Below are 23489 nucleotides of genomic sequence, written 5' to 3'. Positions count from 1 at the left end.
AACATGAAGGATGTATACCAATTTTATGGATTTGAGTTTCGCTGGCTGAACGTAATAGACCTGCTGATCGTTATTTTTCTCGTCATCCAGCTGTACCGCCTGCTCAAGGGCAGCCTGGCCTTTAATATATTCCTCGGGCTGCTGATGGTGTATGCCGCCTTTTTTCTCGTGCGCTCCCTCCAGATGCCCATTCTCACCAATATCCTGGAGAATTTCATCAACGTCGGGCTCATAGCCATCATCATCATCTTCCAGCCCGAGATCCGCAAGTTCCTGCTGGTGCTGGGGAAAAAGACGCCCCTGAGCAAGGACAGCTTCCTTACCAAGCTCTTCCTGCCCGACCGCTTTAAAAGCTATAAGGAAGAGGAACACATTATTAATGAAGTGATCACCGCCGTGAGCCATATGGTTGCCAGCCACACCGGCGCGCTGATCGTGATCGCCACCACTTACCGCCTGAAATTCGACAGCGCTTCGAGCATTGCCATAGATGGTAATGTGAGCGCGAAGCTGATAGAAAGCATTTTTGAAAGGAACAGCCCGCTGCACGACGGCGCGCTGATCATCGTAGGGAACAAGATACTGGCCGCCAAAGTGATACTTCCCATGTCGGAAAACCCCAACCTGCCAACGCGCATCGGCATGCGGCACCGCTCGGCCGTAGGCATCACCGAGCACAGCGACAACCTGGCCATCGTGGTATCTGAAGAAAGGGCCACTATTTCTTATGCGCAGGACGGGCAGCTCACGCAGAACGTGTCGCTGGAAGAGCTGAAAGTGAAGCTGTACGAGGTGCTGGTGGACGGGTACTAGTCTTTGCTGAGCCCCCTGAAAATACAAAGTCCCCCGAAATGCTTCGGGGGATCTATGTTTGGGGGGATGACTCTATGTTAAATAAGTTATTGTTCCAGTTTCACGCTCAGCAGCTGCCCTTTTACCTGTACCGTATATTTACCGGCGGGAAGGGTGGCTAACTGTAAAGTATATACGCCGCGCACATGCCCTGCTTCCAGCGGTATCATTCTCACAGGCGACTGTTGTGCGTCGTAAATGGTGCATTGCACCGTTCCCCGCTGATATGCCAGGGAAGGTACCTGTATGCGCAATGCGCCTTTAGAGGCAGGCAGCTGCTGCATATCAGTCACATTCATATGGATGAAAAAAAGTAAACTCCAGCAATGCATAAAGAACCTTTTTGGTTGATGCCGGTTCTTTACAGGAGGTGGTTAAAAGATTGGATGGTCAAATATACAACTATTTAAATCCTGTTATATGTGGATTTTGTTAACTCGGTGTTAACCAACCTGTAAGCGTTCAGAACACATCCTCGAGATGTATGATTTCCATGGGGTTATTGCCTGTTAATGTAATAGCAACGATGTCGAAACGAACCTCTTCCACATGGGGCATAAAGTGTTCAAGATAACATTCCGCTACCTTTCGCAGGTGCTCTTCCTTGAGGCCGTTCACCGCCTCTTCCGGCATGCCGAACAACTGGCCGCTGCGTGTTTTCACTTCCACGAACACGAGCGTTTGCCCCTGCATGGCGATGATGTCGATTTCCTTCCTGCCGGATTTCCAGTTGGTATGCAGGATGTTGTATTGTTTGCCCCGCAGGAAATCCGCCGCGATCTCCTCTCCCTTTTTGCCCAGCGTATGATGAGAAGCCATCCTATTTATATATTTTTACAGCTCAACAATAGAAAAAATGCCTGACCCGAAATTATTCTATCTCAAAGGAAAAGTACAACATTACGCCTGGGGCGGATTCAAATACATCCCCGAATTGCTGGGCCTGCCGGTGACGGACAAGCCCAGCGCGGAATACTGGATGGGCGCCCACCAGAGCGCGCCTTCGCAGCTGGAAACCGCTTCTCCCCTGCCGCTCAACGAATACATCGCCGCCAGCCCTGCCGCTGTGCTCGGCCAGAAGGCGGCAGACCGGTTCGGGGAACTGCCGTATCTATTTAAGATACTGGATGTGAAAGACATGCTCTCCATCCAGGTGCACCCCACCAAGGCCGAAGCCGAAAAAGGATTTGCGCGCGAAAATGCGGAAGGCATTCCCCTCAACGCGCCTCACCGTAATTATAAGGACGCCAACCATAAGCCGGAGATCATGGTGGCGCTCAGCGAATTCTGGCTGCTGCATGGTTTTTTGCCTGAAGACCAAATCAGGAAAGTATTGCAGGACGTTCCGGAGCTGCGCTCACTGGCTGGCATATACGAAAAGGACGGTTATTTCGGTCTTTATAAAGCCGTGATGGAAATGCCGCAGGAAGAAGTGAACACGATGCTGCGCCCGCTGGCGGAGCGCGTGCTGCCACCCTACCAGGCCGGTACCCTGCAAAAAAACGACCCTGCTTTCTGGGCGGCCCGCGCCATTGCCAACGATCCCGAAGGCCTGAACCGGCTGGACCGGGGTATCTTCTCCATTTATTTTTTCAATATCGTATATGTGTCACCGGGAGAAGCCGTGTTCCAGGACGCAGGCATCCCTCATGCCTACCTCGAAGGCCAGAACGCGGAACTGATGGCCAATTCAGACAATGTGCTGCGCGGCGGCCTTACGCCCAAACATATTGATGTGGCCGAGCTGCTGAAGCACACCCGCTTTGAGGCCGTTCACCCGAATATCCTGAAAGGCGAGCCGCTCCATGGCGGGAAAGAAAGGATCTACCCCACGCCCGCGCCCGACTTCGTGATCAGCACCATTCTCCTGAAAACCGGCGAAACTTACACCCATACCGCCGCCGCTCCGGAAATATGGATCGTACAGAGCGGGCAGGGCAAGGCGCAGGGATCGGCGGCACTGTCGCTGACAAGGGGCACCACCGTGTTCGCGGCTTACGGCGAAGCCTATACCATTACGGCTGATGCAGAACTCGTGATCTTTAAAGCTTCTATCCCTTAATTGATTATATTTGTATTGCTAAAGCAAATGTTTGCGAATATGAAGAAAGAAACATTATCCAAGGTTTTACTGATCGGCGGGCTGATCTTCCTTACCGTTCTGGGCCGTTTGATCACGAACCATCTCCTGATCTATAACTTTACTGCCATGGGCGCGGGCGCGCTGTTTGCCGGCGTGGTGCTGAAAGACAAAAAGTACGCTTATGTAGTGCCCATCCTGGCGCTGTTCCTGAGCGATCTGTTCTTCCAGCTGTTTACGTCCATCCAGGGTTTTTACGGCGGCGAGATGTTCTTCGTTTACGGCGCGTTCATCCTCATCACCTTTATCGGCACGCGGATCCGCAAAGCAAGCGCAGGGAACATATTCCTGGCTTCCATCGCTTCAGGGCTGGTGTTCTACCTGGTGTCCAACTTCGGCACCTGGCTCTTCCGCGATATGTACCCGCACACGCTGAGCGGCCTGATGAGCTGCTACTGGGCGGCTGTGCCGTTCTTCCGCAACGACCTGTTCGGCAGCTTCTTCCTGAACACCCTCATGGGCCACGTATTTTACAGCGGCGTTATCTTCGGGGCTTACGCGCTGCTGAAACCCGTGTTCATCAAAGGGCAGGACGAACAATACGCATAATACGCCTTAAATGTCCGATACATAAAAAAAGGATGACAGCTACTGTCATCCTTTTTTTATGCTTTTTTAACCGGGACCTTACGCTTCCTGCCAGTCCAGGAACCAATACTGCTCATGTTTCACCTTACGGAAGGCAGGCAGGTTCACCGGCGTGCTGAACAACGGGCAATCTGTTACCACGGTGTGAAATTCCCCGTTCTCCCCGCATACGTCTACCCCTGCGGCTTCCAGGTCTGCGATCAGCACATCGTCCAGCAGGCGGCCCAGGAAATCTTCTCCCAGCTGTTCGTTGCAGGAAACGATGCGGCATATGATGCCCTGCTCCAGCATGCGGTATACCAGCATCTTGCGTTCCAGCTGCCAGAGGGGCAGCATGGCGCGGAGCCCTGCCGCGGCGCAGACCTTCTCTTCCCAATCGCGGTGCGGCTGCAGGTCTATATCGCCGAATACGGCGGCGGTGGCCTGGTATTGTTCCCTGAGGCCGGCGAGCGTTGCGGTGAAATGCTGTTCGTAATCCGCCCAGGTGGAGGGTTGCAGGTGAATGGGGAGGCCCAGCGCAGCCGCCTGCTGCTGCAGGATCACCGGCGGAAGGCCATGGGAGCGGGAAATGCGGCCATTCTCGTTCAGGATGTTGAGCAGCGCAACGGGCCGGTGCCCTTGCCGCACGGCCTGCATAAGGGCGAAACAGCTGTCTTTGCCGCCGCTCCAGGAGCAGATGATATTTTCAGGGGAATGGCTCATAAGATCGATGAAAAATGCCGCAGGGCTGGGTTCCTGCGGCATGTATGTGCAATGAAAATTGTTCTGGTAATGATGGCCCGTTTAGTCGTCCAGCTTCAATACTGCGAGGAATGCTTCCTGCGGCACTTCTACGTTGCCTATCTGGCGCATACGTTTTTTACCTTCCTTCTGTTTTTCCAGCAGCTTGCGTTTACGGGAGATGTCGCCGCCGTAACATTTGGCGGTTACGTCCTTACGCATGGCGCTGATATTTTCCCTGGCCACGATCTTCGCGCCGATGGCGGCCTGGATGGCGATCAGGAATTGCTGGCGCGGCAGCAGCTCTTTCAGCTTTTCGCAGAGCTTGCGGCCAAAATCCTGCGCGCGGCTGCGGTGAATGAGGGCGCTGAGGGCGTCCACTTTTTCGGCGTTGAGCAGGATGTCCATTTTCACGATATCGCTTTCACGGAAGCCGATGGGCGAATAATCGAACGAGGCATAGCCGCGCGTCTGGCTCTTGAGCTTGTCGTAAAAATCGAACACGATCTCGGTGAGCGGCAGTTCGAACATCAGCTCCACGCGGGTGGTGGTAAGGTAGCTCTGGTTCAGCAGCACGCCGCGTTTGCCGAGGCAAAGCGTCATGATATTGCCGATATATTCCGGTTTGGTGATGATCTGTGCACGGATCCAGGGTTCCTCGATGCGCTCCAGCTTGGTGGGGTCCGGCATTTCGGAGGGATTGTTCACGATGATCAGTTTCTCCTGTGTATTGTATGCTTTAAAACCAACGTTGGGCACGGTGGTGATCACGGTCTGGTTGAATTCGCGTTCCAGCCTTTCCTGGATGATCTCCATGTGCAGCATCCCGAGGAAGCCGCAACGGAACCCGAAACCAAGCGCCTGGGAGGTTTCCAGCTCATAGGTCAGCGAAGCGTCGTTCAGCTGGAGCTTGTCCATACAGTCGCGCAGCTCTTCAAAATCTTCGGTCACAACGGGGAAGATGCCGGCAAATACCATCGGCTTCACCTCTTCGAAGCCCTGGATGGCTTCTTTGCAGGGGTTGTTCGCCAGGGTGATGGTATCCCCTACTTTTACTTCCTTCGCGTTCTTGATGCCGGTGATGATGTATCCCACATCGCCTACGTTCACCTGGTTCTTGGGTTCCAGGCCGAGCTTGAGGATGCCCACTTCGGCGGCTTCATATTCCTCCCCGGTGTTCACAAAACGGATGGTGTCTCCCTTGCGGATTGAACCGTTGAAGATGCGGAAATAAGCGATGATGCCGCGGAACGAGTTGAATACGCTGTCGAATATCAAAGCCTGCAGCGGCGCGTCCTGTTCGCCTTTGGGAGCGGGGATGCGGGTTACGATGGCTTCCAGTATCTCTTCGATGCCGATGCCGGACTTGCCGGACGCCAGCAGGATGTCTTCTTTTTTCACCCCGATCAGCTCAATGATCTGGTCGGTCACTTCTTCGATCATGGCACCCGCCATGTCTATTTTATTGATAACGGGGATGATCTCCAGGTCGTTTTCCAGGGCCAGGTAAAGGTTGGAAATGGTTTGCGCCTGGATGCCCTGGGCGGCGTCTACCAGCAGCAGGGCGCCTTCGCAGGCGGCCAGCGCACGGGATACTTCGTAGGAGAAGTCCACGTGGCCGGGGGTATCGATCAGGTTAAAGATATACTCTTCGCCATTTTTGGCCTTATAGCTCATCTGGATGGCGTGGCTCTTGATAGTGATCCCCTTTTCCCTTTCCAGGTCCATATCGTCCAGCACCTGCGCCTGCATGTCGCGGTCGGAAATGGTGTGGGTAAATTCAAGTAAACGGTCCGCCAGGGTACTTTTACCATGGTCGATGTGGGCGATAATGCAAAAATTCCGGATATTCTTCATATATAAAAAACAATTACGAACCGTCAGTCACGGATAACGAATGATGAAAAAATGGCGTTCAGCAAAGACTACCGGCAGCCCCCGGGCCCAAAGGGCCTTCATTCGTGATCCGCAGCTGTCAATTCGTAACTCATTATTTGCGCAAAGGTATTAAATTTTGTTCTTCTTTTATGTGTGGATAAGGGCTTTTGGGGGTATTTCTTTACTTTTAACAGCAAAAACAGAACATGGCACTGCAACAATTATTTGAAGAGGCCGTGGCGGCCAGCAAAACACTGGATTCCAAACCGGATAACGACATCCTCCTGCAACTTTACTCTCTCTACAAACAGGCCACCGAGGGCGACATCAACATAGAGCCGCCCGCCAATATGTTCGATTTCGTGGGCAAAGCCAAATACGACGCCTGGAACAACCTCAAAGGCAAAACCAAAGAAGAGGCCATGGAGCAATACATCGCGCTGGTGAATCAGCTGAAGAATAAGTAACTTTACCGAATGGTACCAAATTATACGATCAGTGAACGGACGCAACATTACCTGGCCCTGGAAGAAGAGTTCGGCGCACACAATTATCACCCCCTGCCGGTGGTGCTCAATCGCGGCGAAGGCGTTTTTGTGTGGGATGTGGACGGCAAGCGGTATTATGATTTCCTTTCCGGCTATTCCGCTGTAAACCAGGGGCATTGCCATCCGAAGATTGTAAGCGCCCTGGTGGAACAGGCGCAGCAGCTCACCCTTACCTCCCGCGCTTTTCACAGCCAGCTGCTGGCGGAATTTGCAGCCTACATCACCCGTTATTTCGGGTACGACAAGGTATTGCCGATGAACACCGGCGTGGAAGCCGTGGAAACGGCCCTGAAGCTTTGCCGCCGCTGGGGCTACGTGGTAAAGGGTATCCCGGAGAATAAAGCAAAGATCATCGTTTGCGCCGAGAACTTTCACGGCCGTACCCTGAACGTCGTATCATTCAGTACCGACCCCGTTGCCCGCAGGGCTTTCGGCCCTTATATGCCGGGTTACGAGGTGATCCCTTTCAACAACCTGCCCGCGCTGGAAGCAGCCCTGCAGGACCCGAATGTTGCCGGTTTTATGGTGGAACCCATCCAGGGCGAAGCCGGGGTAAAAGTGCCCGACGAAGGCTACCTCTCCAAAGCCCGCCAGTATTGTACAGACGCCAATGTGTTATTCATAGCGGACGAGATCCAGACCGGCCTCGCCCGCACCGGCATGATGCTGGCCTGCGACCATGAACAGGTGCGGCCGGACATCCTGGTCCTCGGCAAAGCCCTTTCCGGCGGTATGCTGCCCGTTTCGGCCGTGCTGGCGGACGATTTTATCATGCTCACCATTCACCCCGGCGAGCACGGTTCCACCTACGGCGGCAACCCCCTGGCCTGCAAAGTAGCCATGGCGGCGCTGGAGGTACTGCGCAACGAACGGATGGCCGAAAACGCCGTGAAGATGGGCGAACTGCTGCGCAAGGGTATCAGCGGGATCAACTCCCCCTATATCAGCGTGGTGCGCGGCAAAGGATTGCTGAATGCGATAGAGATCAAACATGCGCATGAAGACGCAGCCTGGGAACTGTGCCTGGCGCTGAAAGAGAACGGCCTGCTGGCCAAGCCCACCCATGGCGACAAGATCCGGTTTGCACCGCCGCTGGTGATCAATGCCGCGCAGGTCGAAGAATGTGTGGGCATTATTCAAAAAAGCCTGGAAACTTTATAAATGAGTACAAACAGCAAAGCCATCCGGAGCTCCGGGTGGAAAACAGATATGATGATCGGCTTCCCTGACGGGATATTGCTGCTGCTTTTCACTACCCAGGTGCTTTACTCCAAAAGCCTGACGGTACAGGCATTTTACACCATCCATTTCCTGGTGCTGGGCTTTGCCACCCTGCTGATGATGGTTGCTGTTTACCGCGCCAACCGTGGGGACAGTGACGAAGGGCTGATGAGCCCCGAAGAAAAAGAAAAGCTGGAAAAGCTGGACATCCCTGAAACGACCATCGCGCATATTGCCGATGAAATGCAGAAGGACCAGCAGGTCTGGGAGCAGACCCTCCAGTCGGAGAAAGTAACGCTCCGCTCCTACGGCGCCTTGCATGCCATCAGGAGCATGGTGGCCACGGGCGTGTTTTTCTTCCTGGGCGGCTGCCTGGTGTTCCTGCCTTACCTGTTTCAGGAAGATTTTCCGGCAGCCTCACGTATTAGCCTGACTATCAGTGTTATATTCCTCATATTATTTGCCCTGTTGAAGTCCCGGATCACAGGCCAGGGCACGGTGCGCATTGCCATGCGTTACCTCCTCACCGGGGGCGCGGTGGTGCTGGTTTCTTACCTCGTTTCTTCTGTTATTTAAGCATGCTAACCGAATACCAACAGCAGGGCTTTATTAGGGCAACAGTAGGGATGCGGTATGGTAAAAGCGTTCGAACGGTATCGGCTTCCTCCCTACTTCACCAGGTTCTTCCAGTTCCAGAGCACGCAACCGAACACGGCCAGCGCGCCGATGAGGCTCAGCCATAAGCCGGCCTCCTGATCGGGACAGATACCCATTTCACAACGGGAGAAAAGGAGCATGTTCCGGAAAGCCCATGCTGCCAGGAAAGCGCTTACAAAAAGATTGACGCGCGGGCTCCAGGCTTTGCGGATCAGGAAAAAGATAATGGCGAGCACAGATACCGCAATGCTCAGCTTGCCAGGCTCGCCGAAGCTGGAACCTTCGCTCCGCAGGCCGGTGAATACCAGGTGCTGCCCGTTCACGTCTACGCTGATCCATGGAAGAAAAGCGCTGATAATAACGATCGCTGCTGCAATGATGCCTGAAACGGAGGATTTTAACATGTTGCCGTATTATTGGATGCGCAAAGTAAGGGCGAATTTCTGAAAAAGGGAAATAATGAAGGGCTGACCGGTCATGATACTGGTCAGCCCTTCGTGGTAAATGCAATGGTCTATTTCGCGCCCGGGGGGCAATTCTCTTTCAAAAACTGCGTGTAAAGGGCGGATAAATGCTCTGAAGTGCCTTCCCCTTCGTATATGCCATGGGTGCGGTTCGGGTAGGCCATCATCTGGAAGATCTTCTTGTGTTTTATCAGTTCGTTGATCAGCATTTCCGCGTTCTGGTAATGCACGTTATCGTCTCCCGTGCCATGGATATACAACAGCTTGCCGCGGAGATTTTTGGCGTGGGTGATCGGCGAGCCGGCGATAAAATCCTCCCTGTTCTCGGCAGGCAGGCCCATATAACGTTCCTGGTAGATATTGTCGTAAGTGAGCTCGTTCGCCACCGCAGCAATGGCAATACCCGCCGAATAGATCTCCGGGTATTGGAACAGCAGGTTAAGCGTCATAGAACCGCCGCCGCTCCAGCCCCATACTGCTATGCGGTCCTTATCCACGTAAGGCAGCTTGAGGATCTCCTTTGCGCCCATGGCCTGGTCGCGGGCGTTGATAAGCCCTACTTTGCGGTAAATGCTCTTGCGCCACTGTCGGCCTTTGGGCGCGGGCGTACCGCGATTGTCCAGCGAAATGTAAATGTAGCCGTCCTTAGCCATATCGCCGTCGTAGAGGAAGTTGTTGGCAGCGCCCCAGCTGTCGGTGATCTTGAAAGAAGCGGGCTCGCCGTATACAAAGAATACCACGGGGTATTTTTTGGTGGAGTCGAAGTTGTCGGGTTTGGTCATCCAGGCGTCCAGGGTAATACCGTCTGCAGTGGTCACCTGGAAGTAGCTGGTATTGTCCGGCCTTTTGGCGGCGTTGGCGGCTTCAGCGGCAAAGTCCTTCCCGGAAATGCTCTTGTGGTCGGGCAGGGACACGAATTCCGCGGCGGGGCTCAGCAGATGGCTTTCGTAGGAATGGCCTGCTACCTTGCCGTTCGGGGAGATCTCGTATTTGTGCGTGCCCGGCTGGTCTTTCGGCGTTACGCGCGTGGCGGCCGCGCCGGAAAGGTCTGTCTTAAACAGGTACTGGCCGGTGGCGTCTCCCGGTGAGGCCAGGAAGTAGAGCTGCCTGCCGGCTTCGCTGTATTGCAGGAGGTTGATCACATCGTAGTCGCCGGGGGTGAGCAGCTTTTCGGTCCCGCTGTTCACGTCGATCTCGTACACGTGGCGCCAGCCGTCCTTTTCGCTTACCCAGAGGAAAGACTTCCCGTTATTCAGCCAGTCCCAGCCGGTAATGTCGCCATCGTCCCAGGAAGATTTTACATCCACCCAGGCATCGTCTTTTTCTGTAAAGATGGTATTGGCCTTGCCGGTGGCGGCTTGTAATATCATCAGGCGCGAGGTGTTCTGCTTGCGGTTCAGCTGCTGGATGATCAGGCGGCCAGTACCGGGGATCCATTCCATGCGGGGAATGTAATGCTGCACGGGGTCGCCGGGCACCTGCATCCAGGTGGTCTTTTTGGTCTGCAGGTTCACCACGCCCACTTTACAGGCGGAGGGGTTCTCCCCTGCCTTGGGATATTCCACGGGCACGGTGAATGAATAAATGGAGTCGGTATTGTTGATCATCAGGAAGTCGCGGATGTTTTTGGCGTCTATCTGCCAGTATGCGATGCTTTTGCTGTCCGGGCTCCAGCGGAAACCGTCGCGGCAGCCGAATTCCTCTTCATAGGCCCAGTCGAACGTGCCGTTGATGAGCTTGCGGGTGCCGTCTTTGGTGAGCTGTTCTGTTTTACCGGTGGCAAGGTCTTCCACGTACAGGTTATGCCTGCTTACGTAAGCGGCTTTGGTACCGTCGGGCGATATCTTGGCGAACATGAGGGATGCTTGCGGCAGGCCTTTGCCCAGCTGGCGGAGCTTTTTGGAGGCAAGACTGTAAAACCAGTAGTCGCCGCGGGTTTCGTAGCGCCATACTCTTTGGGTGTTGGTAAACAGCAGCAGGCCCTTTTCGTCTGGCGTGAAGGTGAAGCGGCGGGTGGACAATGGTTTGGAGGCGCCGGCGGGCGTGAGGTCCGCGGTGGTGACCAGCGCGGTTTGCTGGCCGGTGGTGGCGGAAACCGCGTAGATGGCGCCTTCCCGGGCCTGGTAGAACGCGTCTCCGGCGCTGTTCCACTTCAGGTTCTGGGCATAAGCGCCCATGCCGGTGATCAGCACCAGGCAGAGCAGCAGGAATAGTCTGTTAAATGATTGCATACTGGTATTATAAAATTGATATGAGCATAAAAATAAGGGTTTCAGGGGCAAACCGGGGGCTGGAATATTATAAATGGTAAGTGGTAACATTTCCGCGCCGGAATTTATTTATTAGCGTAAAGTTAATACTGCAGCGGGTTTCAAACCTTTTTGCCTATGTATACGTATGAGCTTTATATAAATTATCCATAATAAATTTTGACAATTTAAAAAATTCAGTATTTTTATGGCAACAACATATCCTAGCGAAAAAACCAAACAGATGGTACAAGTATCCTATTCTTACAAAAACCGGGAATTCTATCAGCTTGAGGATTCCATTATGAACCAGATCGCAGAAAGCGGCAAGAGGATGCTTTTTGCTCTGCTGGAACCTATTCACGACGTTTTAATCACGGAGAACGGTAAGATCAGGATCTGCCTGGACGAGCGCCCGAACATTGAACTGGAAGGCTTCAGCGCGCCTGTAAAGCACCAGATCGAATGTACGTTGCGCGGAGAGGAGTATGAGAACTAGCCTTCGCCCATTTCCCTTTTGAACCGAATACACATAGATACTACCCACTGATGCTGCGGTGCATACTTTTTGCACCGCAGTTTTTATAAACGGGCATGCCCATGGCCAACATTACCCGGACGATCCGGATCAGGGCCGGCCGCAGGCTGATGGGTCAGCTGCTTCGCCTGCTCTTCTGTACCCTTAACCTGACGCTCTTTATTGCCGGCATTATTTTCAGGAAACCAACTTATATTATTACCGGGACCTTGCTGCTCACCGTCATGATCGTCATAACGCTTGGCCGGCGTTCTATTACGGTAACGATCAATGCCGGCGGTATCCTTTTCTCCTTCCCTTTCTGGCAACGGCATTTTGCCTGGAACGATATACATTCGGCTGGCGTGTACATGGTCCGCAACGGCGAGGTCATTTTCCGCGACCCGAGGGCGGCCCAGGCCGGGGAACGGCTGATCATCTTCGTATCTGTGCACCACAGGTACCGGCCCCGCCGCTATGACCGTTTCAACAGCCGCCATTCCATGCACTTCCGCTGGAACCGCGACGCATGGGCGGCCATTGCCGGGCATATTCCACCGCATGCTTACACGGCGCATCCTTAATGCAAACTTTTGAGATAGGCCAACGTTGATCTGCAAAACCGTCAAAGCGGCATTGTAAGTGCTGATTTTTCGTATACCCGTTTTAGTGATATAGCGCCCTTAAGGCCCTTCTTCTACCAACCTCGCGGCTCAGCCGCAGCTCATGCTCCGGGGGCATACAACATAAAAAAAGCCCCGGCATTTCGCCGGGGCATGAAAATTTCCAATTGTAGTATTACCTGAATAAGCGCCAAGTTATACAATAATCTGAGAATAACAAAATATTGGACTTATTTCACTCGTCCTTCGCACCTTTTTCACCTGTGAACCAGTGCTCCTTATCCCTGAACAAAACATTGAAAGTGGTGAGCGATCCGTACATGCGGGTGATGTATTGCTGAAGGTTCACCTTGTCTTCGTCGCTGAGCAGCTTGTGGCCGTTGATCTGCTGCTCCAGCACGCGCAGCCTGTCGCGCACCATCACGATCTTGTGGAAGAACACATCGATGGGTACTTCTTTTCCTTTGAGGGCGGGATCTTTGGGCTGCAGTAAAAGCGTGCCGCCGGCCCAGCGTTCGCCGATGGGCACCACTTCGCCGAAGCCGTTCCAGAGGCGGAGTATCTTCAATAAAGAGGTTTCCGCCTGTGAAGCGGTCTCTATCTCGGCAGTTTTGTTTTCGCTGTACAGCACTTCAAAGAGCGGGTCCGTTTTATCTATTTCCTCGATGCCGCTGTTCATAAAGGTGACTACGTACTGGGCGTATTTCACGCCTATGATAACGCCCGGCCCATATCGCGCATGCTGCACCCGGGAACCGACGCCTGCAGTTAGTTCTTCCATTTCCTGATTTTTTTGAGGAGTAATATACGAATAAGTCCAGATGGAACACGCGGCGCTACATGGAATCTTCCTGCGCATTCACCTCCCTGCCGGAAAAAGACAGGATGGTATTGATCAGCAGCCGGCGCATCTTGCGCTCGGTTTCCTTATCCGGCCGCGGGATCAGGAACTGCACCTTGTAATGCACGAGGTCTTTTTTGATCTCCAGTATTTTCAGTGAAAAGCTGTTTTCAGTGATATTGGTGGCAAACGGCCGCAGCACGCCCTTCAGCTCTTTTTCAAGATCGTCCGGCGAGGACTGGTACTTGAGGTCCAGCTCAAACTCTATGGTCAGTTTTTTGATGTTCTGCTTGCTCTGGTTCAGCACCATGGTGGAAAAGATCACGCTGTTGGGGATCAGCACGATATCATCGTCGTCATTCTGCAGCACCACGTTGATGAGCGTGATGTCCAGCACCTTTCCGCGGAACTCCCCTACCCTGATCTGGTCGCCCAGGCTCAGCTGGTCGGAGAACATGATGATGAGCCCGTTGATCATATTGGTCACGTAGTCTTTAGACAGCAGGGCGAACGCCGCCGCCGCAATACTAACGCTCACGAACATATTAAAAGGATTCACGCCGAACAGCACCATGATGGAAATAAGCGCGAATATGGTATTGAGTACTGAAGAGATGCGGTTGATGCCCAGCACGAAGTTGTCTCTCGTAAGCCGCTGCATGCGGTTCTTGCGGAGGTACCAGGATATCATGATGATCCATCCGATGGAAATGAGCAGGTTTGCGCCGAGGAAGATCGAAAGGGCGTTGGAGATACGGGCCACCAGGGTGTGGGTTTCAAACCATTTGTGCTGGGTAAGGTTTACGTACACAATAGAGAGGTACACCACCAGCTTGATAATAAAGATAAGTATCTGGTTCCTGAATTTTTTCCTGTTGTAAGTTGCCTGATCTGTAACCATGATGGGCACAAAATTAAGCAATTACCGCCAAATCTATCCCGGTTAAAACCCGCAATTATTGTTCCTGCTCCGTAATTCTCCGCAATATTTTCCGGTCTATATAAAATGTGCCGAACGGGATGATGCAGGCCAGCAGCACCTTCCAGGTGGTTTCCCCGAATTTCCACTGCTGCTCCACGCCCACGCTCAGGGTGTTAAAAACGAACAGGAGGAACAGGGCGCCGTGAATGGGGCCCATCAGTTCTGTGCCCGCCGGGTTACCGGAATAATATTTCAGGGGTACGGCGATGAATATGAGAATCAGCAGGGACACCCCTTCCAGCGCGCCGATGATCCGCAGCCGCCCGGTTTTTGATTGCAATAACTGTTTCATGATTATCTGATATATGGTCTGCTTGCGAAAGGTGAGAACGGCCATGGTATGGCTGCCAGGATCAGCAGGAGAGCAATGGAGAACCAGATGAGCATGGTCCTGAACTTTTCCCTGTCCGTGCTTTTCCTTTTTGCCATGGCAGAACCGATGGTGAGCAGCACGATGGCCGTGAGCATGAGCAGCAGGTGCGCCAGGCCAAAGAAGGCCATGTCTTTCTGCTGCACCGCCGTTTTGAAATTTTTCCAGAAGTATTTGATGACGGGACTTTGCGTATACAAAGTAATGCCCACCAGCAGCTGGATATGCGCGAAGGTGGCCGTCCAGTGCCGGGCGGCGTTGTCTGCCCCTGAAAACGGTTTTCGGGCGCTGTAACCCCTGAATGCCCTGTAGACCGCATAAAGAAGGCTGATCAGCACGAGCCAGCGCACTATTGAATGAAGAAAAAGAAGTACCGTATACATCGGTTGTTTTTTTAACCGGCGTAAAGGTATATAAAAAACATACTAGTCGGTATGTTTTGTGGAAAATTTTATGCGAGCATTTCCAGGTAAGCTTTTAATTCTTTCAGGTAAGGGCGGTAAACTGCGCTGCTGTTGGCCAGTTTCCCGAAGTTGCGGATGCCCCAGTAGCCGGACATCACGAACAGCGCCACCTGCCGGGCATTTACTTTTTTATTCACGAGGCCGTCCTTTTTCCCTTTTTCAAGGATACGCACCAGGGCGTTGTTCCATTCGCCGGTGAGGCTGCCCAGCGCCTGGCTGAAGGCCTCGTTCCAGGGCGCCATTTCCTGGGTGAGGTTGGCCGCGGGGCAGCCATATTCCACTTTCAGGAAAGGATTGTTGATGAGCAGGCCACGCATCATGTCGTAGATCAGCGTCAGCGGGTTAGCCGGCTGCTGCAGCGGAAGTATGTAATTGTTCTTAACGGCGGGTTTCAGCACTTCTTCTATGATGGCCAGGCCCATTTCATCCTTGTTCCTGAAGTGATAATAGAAAGCGCCCTTCGTCACCTGCGTGGTGGCCAGGATATCGTCCAGGCTGGTAGCCTGGTAGCCTTTGGTGTAGATGAGCTCAAATGCTTTATGGAGGATAGTTTGACGGGTTGCTTCTGCCTTCTTCATAATAAGATACCGGTTAGTATTTTGTTCAAAGGAACGAAATCTTTTCTGCATGAAAAAAGGCGCCCTTTCACTTTGCCGCCGCGGTGTGCTTACACGGTTCCCTTCCACTTCTTGTAAGCCGCCCGCATGCAATGCCCGCATGGGCGGTAGCCATTGGCGATGGCGGCCTTTTCACTGTTGAAGAACACCCTGTTCTCCCGTTTCATTTTCTTCCCGGAGCTGCATTGCAGCGTGCCGTATATTTTCAGCCTGCGGTTGCCGCCAAACCTGATCTTTCCCGCGCGGATGAGCGTGTGAAGATCGTTATTACGGAGCGAGCTGTGTGCTATCATATGCATCGGGCCGAAAATTATTGTGCGTCGTGAAATATAATGCCCAGCGTATACCGGTGGCCGTCCTTCACTTCGCTCACGCCGTGTTTCATATTCACCCGGTAATATCCCTTGCTGCCTTGAACGGGGCGGAAATTGGTGGTAAAGATAAGCATGTCCCCTTTACCAGGGCGCAGCACGATGGGTCTTGACTGCGCGCGGGGACGCTGTTCCACGAGCACAAATTCCCCGCCGGTATGGTCGTGGCCGGGTTGAGAAAGGAACAGCACCAGCTGGAACGGGAAGAAGACGTCGCCGTAAAGGTCCTGGTGGAGCGTATTGTGACCGCCCTGCCCGTATTGCAGGATCAGCACTGTGGGTTTGTCCTGCCCTGCTTTCCTGCATTCTTCCAGCAGTTCCGCGTGCGCGGGCGGGTAAACGCGGGGAATGTTCAGCACCTGCATCCAGCGGTTGGCAACGGGCGCCAGGTGCGGATAAACATTCTCACGGATCTGCTGAATGAGCGGCGGCAATGGGTAACGGAAATATTTGTATTCCCCCGCGCCGAAGCGGTACCGTTCCATGGAAATGGTTTTCCGGTACAATTGCGCGTCTATATAGGCAACAGTGAGGGCGGTGCATTCCAGCGGCCTGAGCATGCCGGGAACGATGGCATAACCTTTGTCGTGCAGCTCCGCGGCCACGGCGGCCCAGTCTGTTCTGTCGATCTTCTCTTTCATGCCTGCAAATTACCCAAGCCTGGCAGGCTGCACCACCCGGAACTTGCGGAAATCATCAGGCTTTTACAAACCGCTGGTGATACGCTTTTTCCAATGTTTCGCGGTGGTCGGGGTGCGCAAGGCCGATGAGGGCTTTGGCCCTTTGTTTCAGGCTCATGCCGAACAGGTCTGCAACGCCGTATTCGGTTACCACCCAGTGCACATGCCCGCGCGTGGTTACCACCCCTGCTCCTTCTTTGAGGAAGGGCGTGATGCGTGAAACGCCTTTATTGGTCACGGAGGGCAGGGCAATGATCGGTTTACCGCCGGGGCTCAGCGATGCGCCGCGGATAAAATCCATTTGCCCTCCGATGCCGGAGTACTGGTAGGTGCCGATGGAATCGGCGCACACCTGGCCGGTAAGGTCTATTTCGATGGCGCTGTTGATAGCCGCCACTTTCTGGTTCTGCCTGATCACGGAGGTATCATTTACATAGCTGATGTCCATTACGCGGATGGCCGGGTTATCGTGTACGAAGTCGTACAGCTTTTGTGTGCCGGTCAGGAATGCGGTCACGGACCTGCCAATGTTCAGTTTCTTACGGCTGTTGTTGATCACCCCGCTTTCCAGCAGGGGAATCACGCCGTCGCTCAGCATTTCGGTGTGCAGGCCGAGGTCCTTATGGCCGGTGAGGTTGCGCAGCACCTGGTCCGGAATAGTGCCGATGCCCAGCTGCAGCGTGGCGCCGTCTTCGATCAGCGTTGCAATGTGCCTGCCGATCTTTTCCACGGCGGGCGACGCGGCGGAGGAATAATCCACCACGGGCAGTTCCGCTTCGTGCCAAACGAGCGCATTTATTTTGCTGGCATGAATAAAGCCGTCGCCATGCGTGCGCGGCATTTTCGGGTTCACTTGCGCCACTACGTAACGCGCTGTTTCCACCGCAGCGCGGGCAATGTCTACGGAAGTACCGAGGGATACATACCCGTGCGCGTCCGGCGGGGATACCTGGATGAGGGCTACGTCCAGCGGGAGAATGTTGCGGTAGAACAGCTGGGGTATCTCGCTGAGGAACACGGGCACATAGTCGCCGGCTTCGCTGTTCACCACGCTGCGCGTGGCAGCGGAAACGAAGAGGGAATTAAAGAAGAACGATCCGCGCAGCTCCGGCTTGTCGAAGTGCACGTCGCCGAGAGAAGTAATGCTTACCAGCTCCACACCTTTTAGGGCTGCATGTTTTGCCTGCAAGGCTTCCAGCAGGTGCACGGGCGTGGCGGCGCTGCCGTGGATGAACACGCGCTGGCCGGATTGAACGGGCTGTAATGCCGTAGCCGCGTCTGTATACGTGATGTTATTCATTGCGGGGATTTTTGCAAATGTACGACGCCGTCCGTTTGTGCGTGTATGATAGTTATCAGTACTGGCAGCTGAGGCAAACACAAAAAAGCCGGCCCGATCGCTCAAGCCGGCCCGGAATTCAATGGGTGATATTATTTCAGCGTAGCCATGTCTATTACGAAACGATACCGTACATCGCCTTTCAGCATTCTTTCATATGCCTCGTTCACATAGCTGATATCGATCACTTCCACGTCGCTCACGATGTTGTGCTCCGCGCAGTAATCCAGCATTTCCTGTGTTTCAGGGATGCCGCCGATCATGGAACCGGCTATGCTCCTCCGGTTGCCGATCAGGCTGAAGCCGATAAGCTCCAGCGGCGTAGGCGGCACGCCTACGCATATCTGCACGCCGTTGGTGCGCAGCAGGCTCTGCACCATATTGTAATCGTGCGGGGCCGATACGGTGTCCACGATAAAATCGAAGTAGTTGCGCACGGGCTTCAGCTGCTCAGGATCTGAGGTAAGCACGAACTTATGCGCGCCAAGGGCCCTGGCATCCGCTTCTTTTTTGGGTGAGGTGCTTAGCATGGTCACTTCCGCGCCGAATGAGGCGGCGAACTTCACGGCCATATGGCCCAGCCCGCCCAGGCCTATCACGGCTACCTTATGCCCCTTGCCTATTTTCCAGTGGCGCAGCGGGGAGTAAGTGGTGATGCCAGCGCAGAGCAGCGGGGCTACATTGGCCAGCGGCAGCTTGTCCGACACTTTCAGCACAAACTTTTCGTCTGTTACGATCATGTTGGAATACCCGCCGTAGGTAGGTGTTTTTTTGTCCTGTTCGTAGGAGTTGTAGGTGCCTGAAGAACCGTTCTCGCAATATTGCTCCAGCCCGTCCTTACAATTATCGCAATGGCGGCAGCTGTCTACCAGGCAGCCCACCGCGGCCAGGTCGCCTGCTTTGAACTTCGTTACCTTGTCCCCTACTTTGGTAACCCTGCCAACAATTTCGTGGCCCGGTACCATGGGGAAAATGGAATTGCCCCACTCGTCGCGGATCTGGTGGAGGTCGCTGTGGCAAACACCGCAGTAAAGGATGTCGAACTGTACATCAAATGGGCCGGGATCCCTTCTTTCAAAGGTCCAGGGAGCCACCGGCGCGGTGGCGTTCTGAGCGGCATATGCTTTTACGCTGGTCATACCGGAATATTTAGATTATTAACAAAGCGGCGAAGCTATTGTTGAATTTTGAATCAATATTGAAGACCGTCTTGCATCTTCAGACTTCAGCGGGAGACAAAAGATTAACAACCATTCAGGGTAAATGGTTGTGGCATTCCTTCCACAAAAATTATTTCAGTTTGATGATAAGGGTCTTGTTTTCCCCGTTCACGGTAAAGGCCGCTTCTTCGAAATTCGCCGGGCGCATGGCGGGCGTTACGTTGTTGGAGAAGCCGTACTTTTCTTTCGGTTTGCCCAACACGTTCAGGTCCAGGTGTTCGTTCCCGTTCTCGTCCAGGAAGGTGGAAATGGCATAGGTGCCGCTGGGCACTTTCTCAAAATCCACGGTGATCTCTGCCAGGTCTTTTACGGGGATAATCTTTACCAGAGCGGTTTTCTTGGGTTTCATGAAGGTGGATGCTTCCGTATACCACCCGATATAGAGCTTGCCGGTTTTATTGTCCAGGTTGGTGACCTTTATTTTGTATTGGGCCTGTGCAAAGGCGGAGGCGCCGGCGGAAAAGAAGCAGGTAAAGCAGAGGGTAAACATTTTCAGGTTCATGGTATCTTTTTGAATATAGACATGGAAAATATTATACCAGTTTGTATGGTCTGGCTTTTGAGGGAAATAGGGTAACTAAAAACCCATTTTATGGCAAAGTATTCAAAGAAAGCAGGCGATAAGGTGGAGCGTGCGATGCATGAAATGAAGGAAGGCAAGTTAAAGAGCGGCCGCAGCGGCCAGAAGGTGAAAAGCCGCAAGCAGGCCATCGCCATCGGTTTGAGCGAGGCCCGTGAAGAAGGAGCGAAAGTGCCGAAGAAAAAAGCCGCGGGTAAAAAAGCCGCTACCCGTAAGGGCGGCGCTAAAAAGGCAGCTACACGGAAAGGCGCGGCAAAAAAAGCGGCCACGAAAGGCAGAACAAGAAGCACCGCCAAAAAGGCCACAGCCAAACGTTCCACCCGTAAAGCGGCTACCAAACGCGCTTCACCCAAACGGGCCACGCGTAAAGCCGCCACGAAAAAAGCAGGCGCAAAAAAAGCCACCGCCAAACGCGCCACCCGAAAGAAGGCAGCTCATGCCTGAGCTGGCCCGGTCACATAAAAAGCGTACCCCGGAAGCGTTTCCCGGGTACGCTTTTCAATTTTAGCCGCCAGTCGATAGCTTTTCCTGTTTATAAAATTTATTTAAATAAAACAGATCATCGGGATAGTAACGATGAACAGGTAAACGAACCAGTGATAGGTTTTATCGTCCGCCTTCGGTGATTTATACAGCCAGAGCCTGAGCGCCACCGCCCAATGCCAGAGCACTTCCCCGATCACGATGCCGGTGAGCAGGCGGCTGGCGAATATTTCTTCCACGCCCGTTTGGGTAAGCAGGATGCAGAAATAGACCAGCGGGGAGAACAGGAAAAAGTACACGCTCAGCAGTATTCTCGCAGTGGTGTCGCCCACGGAAAGCGGAAGCGTTTTACGCCCCATGATGCGGTCGCCCACCTGGTCGCGCATGTCCTGCAAAGGCAGGCCCAGCCCGGCCCACAGGCTTATCACGATAATGTAGGCCCATACATTGCCGTCCACCGGCCCCACGATATTCCATTCCGCAGCCAGCAGAGTAACGGTGCCGATGGAAATGCACACCACGTTCTTGGTGAACCAATGGTTGCTGCAACCCCATTTGCACAGCATCTGCGTAACGATCATCCAGGCAATGGCCAGCCAGAGCAATTGCAGGCATATGGCCACGATAAGGAAAAGGATGCTGTAAGCCACGAAGCGCCTCCGTGTTTCGGCTTCGGTCACCAAACCCTGTACCAGCGGCCTGTCCGGCTTATTGATGCGGTCTTCCTCGACTGAATTCACCTGGTTGGCAATGCAGAAAGTGAGGATGTAAAGAATCGTGTAGAGCACGCAAAACACGAAATACAGGGGAAAATCGTCTACCGGTTTGTTGTGATAGACCCAGGCGCTGATGAAGGTGATAAGGCAGGGAATCACCGTATCCCAGATGTCGTTGTTGATGAAGCGCCAAATGATGTAGAGCTCCCTTACAGAAGCGGTTACTGCCGATTTACATAGGTAGATCATAAATTGTTAACTCAGGGTGAGAATAAAAGACTGTCCTCACTAAAATTAATCAATTTAGCGGCAAATGGGGGTGAATATTGGGCGGGATGGGCTTATCCGGCCACTTGTTTGAAACGCGCGGGCAGGTATTTCTCCAGCAGTTTATGAAGATCGGCGTAAAGAAAAGGTTTCACAAGGTAGTCGTTTGCACCGGCTGCCATCATTTCTTCGCGCGCTTCGTTGAAGGCATCGCCGGAAGCGATAATAACGGGAAGATGGCGGAATGCATGGATACCGCGGAGGCGCGCCAGTACGTCCTTGCCCTGGATGCCGGGCAGGTGCGAGTCTGTGATAACAAGGTCCGGGTGATGGCTTTCCAGCAAGGCCAGGCCTTCTTCCCCGCTGTCTGCCAGGATGGTTTCCGCGCCGGCTTCAGACAGGAATTTGCGGATCACGTGGCCGCTGAAAAGATCGTCTTCTATGATCAGTACTTTATAACCGTTGAATTCTCCCGCCCTCGGCATGATGCTGCCTGCTTCGGCGGGCGCCGCGGCTGCGGCCTGCAGGGGAATGCTGAACTTGAACTGGATCAGCTCGCCTTTGTTTTCCACGAATATGTTGCCGCCCAGCAGTTCCACCAGGTGGCGCGTGATCTGCAAACCAAGGCCGGTGCCTTCCACCTGGCTGTTGCGTTCGGCTTCGAAGGGCTGGAACACTTTGTCCAGCTGTTCGGCCCGCAGGTTGCCTTCGTTCCTTACGTAGCAGGTGAGCTGCTGGTTCTTCCGCCGGAAGCGCACGTCCACGGAAGAGCCGGGTGTGGCGAACTTCACGGCATTGCTCAGGAGATTGTTCACGATCTTGGTGAGGAAGATATGATCGGTGCTGATGAATTCAGGAATGGATGGATCGATGGCCAGCTGGATGCGCACCTTGCGGGTGGCTGCCACGTAGCGGTTGAGGGCCACGCAGCTTTCAGCGTTGTCTTTCAGGCTGAAGGGTTCTATCACCGGTTCGCTGTATTTGCCGGCTTCGATCTTGGCCATGTCCAGCACGTTGTTGATGATCTCGCGGGAAAGGAAGCTGGCGGCATACAGGTAGTTGATGTCCTGCTGCAGCTCAGGGTCGTCTATCTGCCGTTTACGGCTGTGCAGCAGCTGGGCGATGCCGAATACGGCATTGAGCGGCGTCCTGATCTCATGGCTGGTTTCCCGGAGGAATTTGGACTTGGCGGCGTCGGCTTCTTTGAGCCTGCTCAGCAATTCCTGGTTCTCGCGGAGGAACATATCGTTCTGCCGGATGATGAAAAAGGTAACGTAAGCCATGAGGATGAGCATGCCTACCCAGCAAGCCATTTTCAGCACCGGCACCATGGCGGGCATCATGTACATGGGCTGCACAATATGCAGGTAATTATTGAGCTGCACGGCCACGATCAGGAAAAGGGCGCAGCCGAGCGACAGCAGGCGCACTTTCAGGTTCTTGAATACGAGGAAGGAAGCCCCGATCAGGAAGGTGAACAGGAACGCGGTTATCAGCTCTATGGGCATGACGTTGCCAAGGATGGAGCCGAAATATATACCAAAGCAGCAGTGGATCATTAAGGTGGCCATGCTGGCGGTGCTATGGCGGCGGTAGTGATTCAGGGTGATGACGCCGGCAAAACAGGTGATCTCAAGGATAGCGGGAACAAGGATGAGCAGCGAGCCGGTATACCAGTACAGCACCGAAGCTACCAGGGCAATCAGGATAGCTGTCAATAAAGAGAGCGTGTTGATGATCACAATGGAACGTCTGGCCCTGGAGTCGTCTATGTCTGCTGTTCCGGCGTTCAGTATGCGTTGTATAGATCTTTTCATCTTGAGCTGGTTATTCGGGACTGCGGTTTTCACGTATAGAATATGGGTTACTGAAATCTGGTCGTTTTTGTCGAGCTAAAAATACAGTTGTAGTGGTAATTGGTTACAATATACAAAACCGGGGTAATATCATGAAATTAATATAATCAGTTCTAATAGCGCCTGATCATGTAACCTTTTAAAACGTTCATTTAAGTTTTTTAAAGGTTAAAAAACAGCAGCGCAGGCCCGGGCAACACCGGTGTGGACGGTACTGACCGGGTTTTCCGCGCTGCATTTTTTTCC

27 protein-coding genes are annotated in these 23489 nt (G+C 53.5%); 9 read left to right on the top strand and 18 right to left on the bottom strand.

The window, feature by feature from the left end; translation table 11 throughout:
* The first annotated feature begins 3 nt into the window (after nucleotides 1–3).
* Nucleotides 4–813 carry a diadenylate cyclase gene (locus ACTJIK_RS15505; protein WP_440647649.1) on the top strand — a complete coding sequence of 270 codons (810 nt, stop codon included), beginning with the start codon at nucleotides 4–6 and terminating at the stop codon, nucleotides 811–813.
* 86 nt (nucleotides 814–899) lie between these two features.
* On the opposite strand, the gene ACTJIK_RS15500 is transcribed toward ACTJIK_RS15505, so the two are convergent.
* Both ACTJIK_RS15500 and ACTJIK_RS15495 read right to left on the bottom strand, forming a co-directional pair.
* Nucleotides 900–1151 carry a hypothetical protein gene (locus ACTJIK_RS15500; protein WP_440647648.1) on the bottom strand — a complete coding sequence of 84 codons (252 nt, stop codon included), beginning with the start codon at nucleotides 1149–1151 and terminating at the stop codon, nucleotides 900–902.
* Between the two features lie 163 nt (nucleotides 1152–1314).
* A complete protein-coding gene (locus ACTJIK_RS15495; protein ID WP_440647647.1) occupies nucleotides 1315–1671 on the bottom strand; it encodes a YraN family protein in 357 nt (118 codons plus the stop codon).
* Nucleotides 1672–1708: 37 nt separating this feature from the next.
* Between ACTJIK_RS15495 and manA the strand changes: the two genes are divergently transcribed.
* Nucleotides 1709–2914, top strand: a complete 1206-nt coding sequence (gene manA / locus ACTJIK_RS15490) for a mannose-6-phosphate isomerase, class I (protein ID WP_440647646.1) — start codon at nucleotides 1709–1711, stop codon at nucleotides 2912–2914.
* A gap of 39 nt (nucleotides 2915–2953) precedes the next feature.
* Nucleotides 2954–3541, top strand: a complete 588-nt coding sequence (locus ACTJIK_RS15485; protein WP_440647644.1) for a DUF6580 family putative transport protein — start codon at nucleotides 2954–2956, stop codon at nucleotides 3539–3541.
* Nucleotides 3542–3619: 78 nt separating this feature from the next.
* On the opposite strand, the gene ACTJIK_RS15480 is transcribed toward ACTJIK_RS15485, so the two are convergent.
* Together ACTJIK_RS15480 and lepA are read right to left on the bottom strand one after the other, a co-directional pair.
* Nucleotides 3620–4324, bottom strand: a complete 705-nt coding sequence (locus tag ACTJIK_RS15480; protein WP_440647642.1) for a diphthine--ammonia ligase — start codon at nucleotides 4322–4324, stop codon at nucleotides 3620–3622.
* A 39-nt stretch (nucleotides 4325–4363) separates the two neighbouring features.
* Nucleotides 4364–6157: a translation elongation factor 4 gene (gene lepA, locus ACTJIK_RS15475; protein ID WP_440647640.1), complete on the bottom strand. Its 1794-nt coding sequence runs from the start codon at nucleotides 6155–6157 to the stop codon at nucleotides 4364–4366.
* A 227-nt stretch (nucleotides 6158–6384) separates the two neighbouring features.
* On the opposite strand from lepA, the gene ACTJIK_RS15470 reads away from it, so the two are divergent.
* The 3 genes from ACTJIK_RS15470 to ACTJIK_RS15460 are packed head-to-tail and all read left to right on the top strand — an operon-like array spanning nucleotide 6385 to nucleotide 8523.
* On the top strand, nucleotides 6385–6645 hold the full coding sequence (locus ACTJIK_RS15470; RefSeq protein ID WP_440647638.1) for an acyl-CoA-binding protein: 261 nt from the start codon (nucleotides 6385–6387) through the stop codon (nucleotides 6643–6645).
* A gap of 9 nt (nucleotides 6646–6654) precedes the next feature.
* Nucleotides 6655–7887 carry an ornithine--oxo-acid transaminase gene (gene rocD, locus ACTJIK_RS15465; RefSeq protein WP_440647636.1) on the top strand — a complete coding sequence of 411 codons (1233 nt, stop codon included), beginning with the start codon at nucleotides 6655–6657 and terminating at the stop codon, nucleotides 7885–7887.
* Nucleotides 7888–8523 carry a VIT1/CCC1 transporter family protein gene (locus ACTJIK_RS15460; RefSeq protein WP_440647634.1) on the top strand — a complete coding sequence of 212 codons (636 nt, stop codon included), beginning with the start codon at nucleotides 7888–7890 and terminating at the stop codon, nucleotides 8521–8523.
* Between the two features lie 92 nt (nucleotides 8524–8615).
* Here ACTJIK_RS15460 and ACTJIK_RS15455 read toward each other — a convergent pair whose 3' ends face one another.
* Nucleotides 8616–9008: a hypothetical protein gene (locus ACTJIK_RS15455; protein ID WP_440647632.1), complete on the bottom strand. Its 393-nt coding sequence runs from the start codon at nucleotides 9006–9008 to the stop codon at nucleotides 8616–8618.
* A gap of 110 nt (nucleotides 9009–9118) precedes the next feature.
* On the bottom strand, nucleotides 9119–11299 hold the full coding sequence (locus tag ACTJIK_RS15450) for a DPP IV N-terminal domain-containing protein (RefSeq protein ID WP_440647630.1): 2181 nt from the start codon (nucleotides 11297–11299) through the stop codon (nucleotides 9119–9121).
* Nucleotides 11300–11561: 262 nt separating this feature from the next.
* Between ACTJIK_RS15450 and ACTJIK_RS15445 the strand changes: the two genes are divergently transcribed.
* Nucleotides 11562–11816, top strand: coding sequence for a hypothetical protein (locus ACTJIK_RS15445; protein ID WP_440647628.1), 255 nt, complete (start codon nucleotides 11562–11564; stop codon nucleotides 11814–11816).
* Between the two features lie 101 nt (nucleotides 11817–11917).
* On the top strand, nucleotides 11918–12418 hold the full coding sequence (locus tag ACTJIK_RS15440; protein WP_440647627.1) for a hypothetical protein: 501 nt from the start codon (nucleotides 11918–11920) through the stop codon (nucleotides 12416–12418).
* A gap of 274 nt (nucleotides 12419–12692) precedes the next feature.
* Here the strand turns inward: ACTJIK_RS15440 and ACTJIK_RS15435 are convergent, their stop codons facing one another.
* From ACTJIK_RS15435 to ACTJIK_RS15390, 10 genes are all read right to left on the bottom strand, one after another.
* Nucleotides 12693–13238, bottom strand: coding sequence for a hypothetical protein (locus ACTJIK_RS15435; RefSeq protein WP_440647625.1), 546 nt, complete (start codon nucleotides 13236–13238; stop codon nucleotides 12693–12695).
* A gap of 55 nt (nucleotides 13239–13293) precedes the next feature.
* On the bottom strand, nucleotides 13294–14199 hold the full coding sequence (locus ACTJIK_RS15430; protein WP_440647623.1) for a mechanosensitive ion channel family protein: 906 nt from the start codon (nucleotides 14197–14199) through the stop codon (nucleotides 13294–13296).
* Between the two features lie 55 nt (nucleotides 14200–14254).
* A complete protein-coding gene (locus tag ACTJIK_RS15425; protein ID WP_440647621.1) occupies nucleotides 14255–14572 on the bottom strand; it encodes a DUF3817 domain-containing protein in 318 nt (105 codons plus the stop codon).
* A 2-nt stretch (nucleotides 14573–14574) separates the two neighbouring features.
* Nucleotides 14575–15033 (bottom strand): hypothetical protein, encoded by a 459-nt coding sequence (locus tag ACTJIK_RS15420; protein ID WP_440647619.1) that lies wholly within the window; start codon nucleotides 15031–15033, stop codon nucleotides 14575–14577.
* A 68-nt stretch (nucleotides 15034–15101) separates the two neighbouring features.
* Nucleotides 15102–15692 (bottom strand): TetR family transcriptional regulator, encoded by a 591-nt coding sequence (locus ACTJIK_RS15415; protein ID WP_440647617.1) that lies wholly within the window; start codon nucleotides 15690–15692, stop codon nucleotides 15102–15104.
* A gap of 89 nt (nucleotides 15693–15781) precedes the next feature.
* The gene (locus ACTJIK_RS15410) at nucleotides 15782–16030 is read right to left on the bottom strand and encodes an Ada metal-binding domain-containing protein (RefSeq protein WP_440647615.1); all 249 of its coding nucleotides are present in this window, start codon (nucleotides 16028–16030) and stop codon (nucleotides 15782–15784) included.
* Between the two features lie 11 nt (nucleotides 16031–16041).
* Nucleotides 16042–16743 (bottom strand): 2OG-Fe(II) oxygenase, encoded by a 702-nt coding sequence (locus ACTJIK_RS15405; protein WP_440647613.1) that lies wholly within the window; start codon nucleotides 16741–16743, stop codon nucleotides 16042–16044.
* Between the two features lie 55 nt (nucleotides 16744–16798).
* Nucleotides 16799–18082: an acetyl-CoA hydrolase/transferase family protein gene (locus tag ACTJIK_RS15400; protein WP_440647611.1), complete on the bottom strand. Its 1284-nt coding sequence runs from the start codon at nucleotides 18080–18082 to the stop codon at nucleotides 16799–16801.
* 131 nt (nucleotides 18083–18213) lie between these two features.
* Nucleotides 18214–19260: an NAD(P)-dependent alcohol dehydrogenase gene (locus tag ACTJIK_RS15395; protein WP_440647609.1), complete on the bottom strand. Its 1047-nt coding sequence runs from the start codon at nucleotides 19258–19260 to the stop codon at nucleotides 18214–18216.
* A 151-nt stretch (nucleotides 19261–19411) separates the two neighbouring features.
* Complete coding sequence (locus ACTJIK_RS15390; protein ID WP_440647607.1) at nucleotides 19412–19843, bottom strand: DUF2141 domain-containing protein; 432 nt, start codon at nucleotides 19841–19843, stop codon at nucleotides 19412–19414.
* A 90-nt stretch (nucleotides 19844–19933) separates the two neighbouring features.
* On the opposite strand from ACTJIK_RS15390, the gene ACTJIK_RS15385 reads away from it, so the two are divergent.
* Nucleotides 19934–20365 (top strand): DUF6496 domain-containing protein, encoded by a 432-nt coding sequence (locus tag ACTJIK_RS15385; RefSeq protein WP_440647605.1) that lies wholly within the window; start codon nucleotides 19934–19936, stop codon nucleotides 20363–20365.
* Nucleotides 20366–20466: 101 nt separating this feature from the next.
* On the opposite strand, the gene ACTJIK_RS15380 is transcribed toward ACTJIK_RS15385, so the two are convergent.
* Both ACTJIK_RS15380 and ACTJIK_RS15375 read right to left on the bottom strand, forming a co-directional pair.
* Nucleotides 20467–21369, bottom strand: a complete 903-nt coding sequence (locus ACTJIK_RS15380; protein ID WP_440647603.1) for a UbiA family prenyltransferase — start codon at nucleotides 21367–21369, stop codon at nucleotides 20467–20469.
* Between the two features lie 92 nt (nucleotides 21370–21461).
* Entirely contained in the window at nucleotides 21462–23204 is a 1743-nt protein-coding gene (locus ACTJIK_RS15375) for a response regulator (RefSeq protein ID WP_440647601.1), read from the bottom strand.
* Nucleotides 23205–23489: the final 285 nt, after the last annotated feature.

The organism is Chitinophaga sp. 22620, assembly GCF_052044405.1.
Taxonomy (GTDB): domain Bacteria; phylum Bacteroidota; class Bacteroidia; order Chitinophagales; family Chitinophagaceae; genus Chitinophaga.
Note: the sequence above shows the minus strand (reverse complement) of the source record. Positions and strands in the feature narration are given on the sequence as shown.